Raw genomic sequence first — 8,878 nt, forward strand, 5'->3', positions numbered from 1 at the left:
GCCCTGACGTGCAGCCGATCGGGCCGGCGCTGGCCGAGCTGCTCAATCCCGCCATCAACCGTGGCGATGCCGGGCTTGGATCGGGCACCGGCCTCCAGCCGCCGCCGGACAATTCGCGCGACCGTCGCGCCGGGGGCGAGGCCGCCGCGCATCGCGCGCGGGCCTCGACGCCGAAGGACTTCCCCAGTGACGGCCCGGCGGGACTGGACGAGGCGCCGCAGGCCAATTACGGCACCGCGGCCACGATCCCGACGCTCGATCCGGAACTGGCACGGCAGCTTGGTCTGCCTACCGAGGAGGACGACGCCGAGGCGCTGGCGCGCCCGCCGCGCACCAAGATGGAAGCGCTCGGCGTCAAGGCCACCGCAGACGCGCTGGAATCGCTGATCCGCGAGGGCCGACCGGAGTTCCGCAAGGACGACGGCTCCACGAAGGTGTGGACCCCGCATCGGCCGCCGCGCCCGGAAAAGTCCGAAGGCGGCGTGCGCTTCGAGATCAAGTCGGCCTACGAGCCGCGCGGCGACCAGCCGACCGCGATCGCCGAGCTGGTCGAGGGCATCCAGCGCAACGACCGCTCGCAGGTGCTGCTCGGCGTCACCGGTTCCGGCAAGACCTACACCATGGCCAAGGTGATCGAGGCGACGCAGCGCCCCGCGATCATCCTGGCGCCGAACAAGACGCTGGCCGCCCAGCTCTATGGCGAGTTCAAGAGCTTCTTCCCGGACAATGCGGTCGAATACTTCGTCTCGTATTACGACTACTACCAGCCGGAAGCCTACGTCCCGCGCACCGACACCTATATCGAGAAGGACTCCTCCATCAACGAGCAGATCGACCGCATGCGCCATTCGGCGACGCGCGCGCTGCTCGAACGCGACGACGTCATCATCGTCGCCTCGGTATCCTGCATCTACGGTATCGGCTCGGTCGAGACCTACACCGCGATGACCTTCGCGCTGAAGAAGGGCGAGCGCATCGACCAGCGCCAGCTCATCGCCGACCTCGTCGCGCTCCAGTACAAGCGCACCCAGGCCGATTTTACCCGCGGTACTTTCCGTGTCAGGGGCGACGTCATCGACATCTTCCCGGCGCACTATGAGGACCGCGCCTGGCGCGTGAACCTGTTCGGCGACACCATCGAGACCATCGAGGAGTTCGATCCGCTCACCGGCCACAAGCAGGACGAGCTCGAATTCATCAAGATGTACGCCAACTCACACTATGTGACGCCGCGCCCGACGCTGGTGCAGGCGATCAAGTCGATCAAATCCGAATTGAAGATGCGGCTCGACCAGCTCCACGACCAGGGACGCCTGCTGGAGGCGCAGCGGCTGGAGCAGCGCACCACCTTCGACCTCGAGATGATGGAGGCGACGGGGAGCTGCGCCGGCATCGAGAACTATTCGCGCTACCTCACCGGGCGCCTGCCCGGCGAGCCGCCGCCGACGCTGTTCGAGTATGTCCCCGACAACGCGCTGGTGTTCGCCGACGAAAGCCACGTCACCGTGCCGCAGATCGGCGGCATGTTCCGCGGCGACTTCCGCCGCAAGGCGACGCTGGCCGAATACGGCTTCCGCTTGCCGTCGTGCATGGACAATCGCCCGCTCCGCTTCGAGGAGTGGGACATGATGCGGCCGCAGACGGTTGCGGTGTCGGCCACGCCAGGCGGCTGGGAGCTGAACGAAAGCGGCGGCGTGTTCGTCGAGCAGGTCATCCGCCCGACCGGGCTGATTGATCCGCCCGTCAATATCCGCCCCGCCCGCACCCAGGTCGACGATCTCGTCGGCGAGGTTCGCGCCACCGCGCAGGCCGGCTATCGATCGCTCATCACGGTGCTCACAAAGCGCATGGCAGAGGACCTCACCGAATATCTGCATGAGCAGGGCATTCGCGTGCGCTACATGCACAGCGATATCGACACCATCGAGCGCATCGAGATCATCCGCGATTTGCGGCTCGGCGCGTTCGACGCGCTGGTCGGCATCAACCTCCTGCGCGAAGGCCTCGACATTCCCGAATGCGCGCTGGTCGCGATTCTGGACGCCGACAAGGAAGGCTTTCTGCGCAGCGAGACCTCGCTGATCCAGACCATCGGCCGCGCCGCGCGCAACGTCGACGGCAAGGTGATCCTCTACGCCGACCAGATGACGGGCTCGATGGAGCGCGCCATCGCCGAGACCAACCGCCGTCGCGAAAAGCAGGTCGAGTACAACACGGAGCACGGCATCACGCCGGAGAGCGTGAAGAAGCACATCGGCGACATCCTCAACTCCGTCTACGAGCGCGACCACGTGCTGGTCGAGGTCGGCGGCCACGACATGACCGACGACGTCATCTCGATCGGCCACAATTTCGAAGCCGTGCTCGCCGATCTCGAAACCCGCATGCGCGAGGCCGCCGCCGATCTGAACTTCGAGGAAGCCGCCCGCCTCCGCGACGAGGTCAAGCGCCTGCGCGCCACCGAGCTCGCCGTCGTGGACGACCCCACTGCCAAGCAGCGCACCGTCCAGGGCAAGGCCGGGGCCTATGCGGGAGCGAAGAAGTACGGCGACGCGGCGAACCTGCCCGTCAGCGCCATGAAGAAGAAGACCGTGAGCTCGGCGCTGAAAGCCAGCGGCGGCGGCACCGGCTCGAAGGTGCACAAGCCGCATCTCGACGAGATGCACGGGCCGGAGTCGTTGCCTTACCGCGAGAAGCCGAGCTTGCCGGCAAAGCCGTTCGGCAGCACGAGCCGGATCATCCAGCCGACGGACTCAAGGCAGTCGGGACCCGAGTTCGGCCCCACCCCGCGCTCCAGCGGCGGCGCGCCGGGGCATCGCGGCGGATGGAAGAAGAGGTAGGCGGCGCAGTATCACCCGCGCCAGTCGTGGCTATGGATTCCGGGCTCACCGCTTTGCGGCGCCCCGGAATGACGGGGGATTACAACTTCCCCTGCCCGTTCACCTGGCTCTGCTGTTGCCGCTGCCTTTCCTGCTCTTTGGCGTGGTGGCGGCCATAGAGGCAGCCGGCAGCGGCGCCGAGGACGCCGTGATGACCGGCGTAGTGGCCGGCGACGCCGCCGACGACGGCGCCCTTGATGCAGCCTTTGGCATTGGCGGTGGAGGTTGCGCCGAGCACGAGAAGGGCGGCGGCGACGGCTAGAAGCGGGGATTTCATGGATCGATGTCTCCGGATGCGGTGTCGGCGTCTCAACGGGCGCGGGCGCATCGCGGTTCCACGCGCCTGCGCGGGCTCGGCATTGCGCATTCGTCCACACGCCTCGCGCGCCAGGCAGCCGAATGCAGCGTGAATTCGTGCAGGTGCGCAGCTTCTCAACCCGTAATTGCAGCCATGAACCTGGCATTGCGCTTGCGCGTCATATCGACTGCAACACCCCTGTGGTTTTGCGGATTGCCGCTACGCGAAACCGCGCGTTAGCGTTGCGCAACGCCACGCGGCCAATGAGGACGGGCGGAATGACGGTCGAGAAGCTCAATCGCCAGCGCGTCGTGCATCTGCTCGACGCCTTCGCGCGCGGCGACATCGAGGCCGCGCTGTCGTGCTGTACCGACGACGTCGACTTCCTCACCCACGCGCCGATCGACATCCTGCCGCATATGGTGCCGCGCCACGGCAAGGCCGAATTGCGCGCGCTCTGGCAGACGGTCTGGTCGCGCTATTCGGAGGTCCGCTACAAGGCGCCGCACATCGTCGCCGAGGGCGACGAGGTCGCGACCTACATGCACACCTATTTCAGAAAGCGCAGCAACGACCGCGTCGTGCAGTTCGACATCGCGGTGTTCTACACCTTCCGCAACGGACAGGTGGCGCAGATCCGCGAGATCATCGATTCCTACGATCTGGTGCAGCAGGTGCTGGAGCGCGAGATCGGGCCGCTGATCGTGGGAGCGGGGGTGGACGGGGGCTAATCCCGACCGCGCTCTTCGCGGCGTCGTCCTGGCTTTCACCAGGACGACACCGAGGATGTGGCGCAGTTCGGGTTCCACAAGCCAACGACCGGAAGATTACGGGGTTCTATTGTAAATCTCACAAAACGCGGTCAATTGTGCATTGCGAAAACGTGAATTGCGTTTCGGCTGAAATCTCCTATTTTGTTCGTATACAAATGAGTTGAGCGGCCCCGCGGCACGTTTCCTGTGCATCGGGCTGTTTTCCGTTTTTCGCAAGCCAGCTTCAGGACTGCCCAAAATGACAGAGCACAGCCTCTGGCGTTTCTCGCGCGCGTTGCACCGCGCGATCAACGACCGGCATTTCGAGGATATCGAGACCCTGATCGACGAGGACGTCGAATGGGCGCTCTACGGCCCGATCGACATGTTTCCGTTCCTCGGCGCGCGCCAGGGCAAGGACGCCGTGCTCGACGTCATCCGCCAGCTCGCCGACAATTTCCAGGTCCGCCGCTTCGACCGCGAGAGCATCATGCTCGGCGTCGATTCCGCCGCCTCGATGCTGCGCTATTCGCTGACGGCGCTGGATTCCAACAAGCCGATTTCCTTGCGGGTCGCGCAGTTCGCCCAGTTCAGGGCGGGCAAGCTCGTCAGCTTGCGCGTGCTGATCGACACCTTCGACCTGGTCGAGCAGGCACTCGGCCGCGCCATTCATCTGCCGAAGATGAGCAGCGTCGGCTGAGGGGAGACGCCAACGGGCCCCGCTCTTCGGGACCGATGACGACGCGTGGCGCGACGTCCTGGCCTCCAGCCCCGCCGGATGCCGTCGTGCCGGAAGCCCGTCGTCGGGCGCGCGCCTTTCGCGCGGCCCGTTGGTTCGCGTCTCCAGGCGAGCCGCCACAATTTCGCAACGATAGATCAGCATCCTTTGCGTGGAATGGCGCATGGTCATTGCGGAAGGCCGATATATATTATCGGAGAGCATGCGCTGGGGTTCGCGGGCAGGACGATGGAATTCTCGACAGGTTTTGGCTGGACCAGGCTGCCGGTGCTGGCGGCCGCGTTTATTCTGGGCTCGGTTCTGACGGTTTCGGCGCAGATCATTCCGCCCTTTTCCCCACCCGCGGCCACGCCCGACGACGAGGCCGAGGCAGCCGAAGCCCCCGACGTCAACGACCCCGACGTGCTCAAAGGCATCGACGTCGACAAGCTCGACTGGAGCCAGCTCGCGATCGACGCCGGCACGCTCAACGACCTCATCGCCGCCAAGAAGCGCGCGCAGGCCGCCGCCAATGACGGGATGAACTGGTCGTCGAACGCCAAAGCCAATGGCTCCTCGGCGGTGACGGTGAAGCAGTCGGTCTCCTCGTTCTGGGACGCCCGCATCGGCGCCGACATGACGGTGACGAGCGAGCCGCGGACCATGTCCGAGCTCTTGGCGCAGAAGGCCGCCAATGGCGGCAGCCTGCCGCAATCCTCCGGCAGCGCCTGGGCGGCCGCGACCGCGCCGGGAGCGGGCCCGATCTGGGACAAGACGGCGGTGGAAGCCCGCGTCGATCCAGGCGCCGAGCAGAGCAAGATCGGCGCCTCCCTCACCAAATCGATGCCGCTGTCGGGCGACACGTCGCTGACGCTCCAGAACGGCTACAGCGTCAACCAGCAGGGCACGACCGCGGTCCCCGGCATCGGCGGTCACATCACCCGCAACTACGAGACCGATCAGTCCGCCAAGGTCACCCTCACCGATACCGGCACAAGCGTCACCGCGGGCCAGACGCTGTCGACCACCGACGACAAATGGCTGCGCAAGTTTGGCGCCGAGCAAAAGCTGTTCGACAATGTCACCGTCTCCGGCTCGGTCGGCGAGACCTCGCAGGGCGCGATCAACAAGAGCCTGACAGCGGGGTTCAAGAAGAGCTGGTAGTCGCTAACCCAGCGCGTCACTCCCTCCTCATCCTGAGGAGCGCTCCAAAGGAGCGCGTCTCGAAGGATCGAGGCCCCCGCGGCGAGTGCCGGGCCTGCATGGTTCGAGACGCGCGCGAAGAGCGCGCTACTCACCATGAGGGGATATGTCTGTCGTCGCCGCGGCCGCCGTTCAGACATTCCTAACCATACGCCACGGCAAAACCCCCGAATGGTCCGCCCTTGCCGCATCTCGGCCCAGTTACGGTCAAAATCCGACGCCCTGATGCGGATTGCCTTACAGACATCGTCGTGCGGGGGACACTCGCGCTGCGCTCAACGCGAACAGGGGAACAACGATGAACGCCATTCGTCCGGACAAGATCGAAGCCACCGAGACCGAGACCGCCGTCGACAGCAATCTCGCCGCGGTGACGGAAGTCGAAGCCGGCATCCGCGATTTCGTCCGCAACGACATCGCCTATCTGCGCCGTCCGGCGGCGACGACCACCGACGCACCGGCGCTCGATCCGAGCGCGGAGGCCACCGTCACCAACGTCAACTCGCTGATCCAGCGCGTCGCCGGCACCTCGCTCGCCGAGATCGAGAACCTGATCTCCGAACTCGAGAGCCTGCGCGACCTGCTCCATGCCGAAGGCCAGCGCGTCCAGCGCGAGATCTCCGGCTACGCCCAGCTCAGCCAGGCCGCGATGAAGTCGACCCGCATGATCGCCGACAACGTCGCGCAGTGGAAGCGCGCCGCCGACGGCCTGCGCAACAGCTGATCGGTTAGCACCAGGCATCACCGGCCGCCGCGTTCCGAAAGGGGCGCGGCGGTTTTGATTCTGGGGGTGTGATGGGTGCGCGCACGCTCCTCACGCTAGGCGTCATCACCCGCGAAGGCGGGTGATCCAGTATTCCAGAGACCGTGAGGCAAGAGCCGAGAGGCCGCGGCGTACTGGATGCCCCGGTCAAGCCGGGGCATGACGGCGGAGGATTTGGCTTTGAACCCGCCGCCCCTCCCCCGCGACCAATGCCAAGCGCCCGTCGGTGTTACTGCCGGGCCCGGGGGATATTTCAGATGGAAAGCATTCGGCCCGATACCACGGACCCCATACCGCTGCGCCCCGCGCCGAACCAGTTCGGCACGATCATGCTACGCTTCGTTGGATTATTGGCGGTTGCGATCGCGGTGCTGGCGTTCRTCTATAGCCGATGAGCGGAGGCCGGACGCCGGCCCCGAATAGTTAACGAAGTCTTACCGGGCGGCTTCCACGGTCGAGGCTTCCAGGGTGTAGGCGCCATCGGCATAGCCCTTCACCACCATGCCGGCGACCAGCATCACGGCCAGCGTCGCGGTAGCAAAGATAAATCCAACAAACTTGAGTGCGCCGCGGTCAGCCATGGTCCTCGTCCCCTGTCCTCTGCCTATTCGTTCAAATAGACAGCGACAGGTTCATAATTGGTTAGCAACTCGATGGTTCCGCCAACTGCTTCGCGGGTAACCATGTCGCGCAGGCTTATGGCAGCCGTCCGGAATAGCGTCCATAGCGCGCGGGCAACACTCGACGCCAATTCGGCGAAGGTGTTCCCTCTCCCCTGTGGGAGAGGGCGGCTCGATGAATTCTAAACTACGCGCCCTTCACGCGCAGCGGCACGAAGGCTGAGGCGGTGATGGCGTAGACCTCTTCGCCGCGCTGGTTGGTGCCGGTGGTGCGGGCCGTCAAAATGCCCCAGCCGGGGCGCGAGGCGGAGGTGCGCTTGTCGATGACGACATTGGCGTAAGAGACGGTGTCGCCGGCCAGCACCGGCCTGATCCAGCGCAGGTCGCGAAAGCCCGGTGACGGACCCCACACCGCGACCTCCTCACCGCGCTCTGCGGCCTCTCGCGCCAGGCGTTGGCCGTCCGCGACAAGCAGGCTCATGCAAGCCGAGCCGACATGCCAGCCCGAGGCCGCGAGCCCGCCGAACAGCGAGTTCTTGCCCTCCTCCTCGTCGAGGTGAAAGCGCTGCGGGTCGAACTTTGCGGCGAAAACCTTGATCGACTCCGCCGTGAACGTGTAGGTGCCGATCTCGCGGCGGTGGCCGATCTCGATGTCCTCGAAGAACCGCATCAGACCGCCCCCTCGCGCCGCTTGATCAGGATCGGCGAGGTCATCTCGCACAGCGCCTGTCCCGTCGCGTTGCGCACGGTGCATTTGAACTTGACGATGCCGAGTTCGGGGCGGCTCTTCGACGTGCGCGCCTCCAGCACATCGACGTCCAGCATGAGGTCGTCGCCGGGCCTGAGCGGCGACAGCCAGCGCACCTCGTCGACGCCCGGCGAGCCGAGCGAGGCGGCTCGGGTGATGAAGCCGTCGGCCATCATCCGCATCATCAGCGAGCAGAGGTGCCAGCCCGAGCCGGACAGGCCGCGCAGCATGCTTTGGCTGGCGGCGTTCTCGTCCAGGTGCATCGGTTGCGGATCGAACTCGGCGGCGAAGGCCAAGATCTCGTCGCGGGTGACATGGCGCGGGCCGAACGTTCCGAACCGGCCGGGCGGGAAATCTTCGAAGGTCAGGGTCATCTTGGGATTGCTGGCGGAAATGACAGATTGTGGCCGCACTTTGCGGCAATCTCAACCCGCCGGCCCGCATGGCTCGTGCTACATTCGACACGGCGATCCTGGCCTTGAGTCGGATCAACCGAGGGCCGAAGCCCGATTTGACAAGGCCCGATTTGTCCTGGGGAGAGCGATGTTTTCATTCAGCGACCTGTTTCAGTGGGACCGCTTCATCACGCCGACGATCATCAAGACCTTCTACTGGCTGGTGATCGCGCTGATCTGCCTGTTCGGCCTCTCCGGCATCTTCTCAGGGCTCGCCGCGATGGCGATCAGCCCGTTCGGCGGCTTCCTGGTGCTGCTGTCGTCGATCGCGAGCGTCGTCGTCGGCATCGTGTTCTCGCGCATCGTCGCGGAACTGATCCTGATCGTCTTCCGCATCAACGAGCATCTCGGCGCGATCCGGGACCAGGGCGGCGGCATGAAGTGAGGCTCTCGTGTCCCGGACGCGGCGCGGCACGCAGTGACGCGACGCAGAGCCGGGACC

Annotated in this window: 10 protein-coding genes; 6 read left to right on the plus strand and 4 right to left on the minus strand. The window is 65.5% G+C overall.

The genetic code is table 11. The features are described from left to right. A partial coding sequence (gene uvrB / locus AC1D00_RS14705) for an excinuclease ABC subunit UvrB (RefSeq protein ID WP_477011164.1) occupies window positions 1-2,840 on the plus strand: 2,840 nt, incomplete at its 5' end. A gap of 79 nt (window positions 2,841-2,919) precedes the next feature. Here the strand turns inward: uvrB and AC1D00_RS14710 are convergent. Further along, window positions 2,920-3,156, minus strand: a complete 237-nt coding sequence (locus tag AC1D00_RS14710; RefSeq protein ID WP_135176548.1) for a hypothetical protein — start codon at window positions 3,154-3,156, stop codon at window positions 2,920-2,922. Window positions 3,157-3,455: 299 nt separating this feature from the next. On the opposite strand from AC1D00_RS14710, the gene AC1D00_RS14715 reads away from it, so the two are divergent. From AC1D00_RS14715 to AC1D00_RS14730, 4 genes are all read left to right on the plus strand, one after another. After that, window positions 3,456-3,908, plus strand: a complete 453-nt coding sequence (locus AC1D00_RS14715) for a nuclear transport factor 2 family protein (RefSeq protein WP_167771146.1) — start codon at window positions 3,456-3,458, stop codon at window positions 3,906-3,908. Between the two features lie 280 nt (window positions 3,909-4,188). Next, window positions 4,189-4,629 carry a nuclear transport factor 2 family protein gene (locus AC1D00_RS14720; RefSeq protein WP_404552813.1) on the plus strand — a complete coding sequence of 147 codons (441 nt, stop codon included), beginning with the start codon at window positions 4,189-4,191 and terminating at the stop codon, window positions 4,627-4,629. Window positions 4,630-4,896: 267 nt separating this feature from the next. Continuing rightward, the gene (locus AC1D00_RS14725; protein WP_404552811.1) at window positions 4,897-5,811 is read left to right on the plus strand and encodes a hypothetical protein; all 915 of its coding nucleotides are present in this window, start codon (window positions 4,897-4,899) and stop codon (window positions 5,809-5,811) included. 337 nt (window positions 5,812-6,148) lie between these two features. Then, window positions 6,149-6,574 (plus strand): hypothetical protein, encoded by a 426-nt coding sequence (locus AC1D00_RS14730; RefSeq protein ID WP_135176544.1) that lies wholly within the window; start codon window positions 6,149-6,151, stop codon window positions 6,572-6,574. Between the two features lie 473 nt (window positions 6,575-7,047). On the opposite strand, the gene AC1D00_RS14735 is transcribed toward AC1D00_RS14730, so the two are convergent. The 3 genes from AC1D00_RS14735 to AC1D00_RS14745 form a co-directional block, all read right to left on the minus strand. Further along, on the minus strand, window positions 7,048-7,194 hold the full coding sequence (locus AC1D00_RS14735; protein WP_027545961.1) for a hypothetical protein: 147 nt from the start codon (window positions 7,192-7,194) through the stop codon (window positions 7,048-7,050). A 226-nt stretch (window positions 7,195-7,420) separates the two neighbouring features. Beyond that, window positions 7,421-7,903 (minus strand): MaoC family dehydratase, encoded by a 483-nt coding sequence (locus tag AC1D00_RS14740; RefSeq protein WP_477011165.1) that lies wholly within the window; start codon window positions 7,901-7,903, stop codon window positions 7,421-7,423. Continuing rightward, window positions 7,903-8,355 (minus strand): MaoC family dehydratase, encoded by a 453-nt coding sequence (locus AC1D00_RS14745; protein ID WP_167771145.1) that lies wholly within the window; start codon window positions 8,353-8,355, stop codon window positions 7,903-7,905. Before AC1D00_RS14745 ends, AC1D00_RS14740 begins: the two co-directional genes overlap by 1 nt. 169 nt (window positions 8,356-8,524) lie before the next feature. On the opposite strand from AC1D00_RS14745, the gene AC1D00_RS14750 reads away from it, so the two are divergent. Continuing rightward, a complete protein-coding gene (locus AC1D00_RS14750) occupies window positions 8,525-8,821 on the plus strand; it encodes a DUF4282 domain-containing protein (protein WP_027545964.1) in 297 nt (98 codons plus the stop codon). The last annotated feature ends 57 nt before the right edge of the window (window positions 8,822-8,878 follow it).

This window comes from Bradyrhizobium sp. P2_E8 (genome assembly GCF_056403875.1).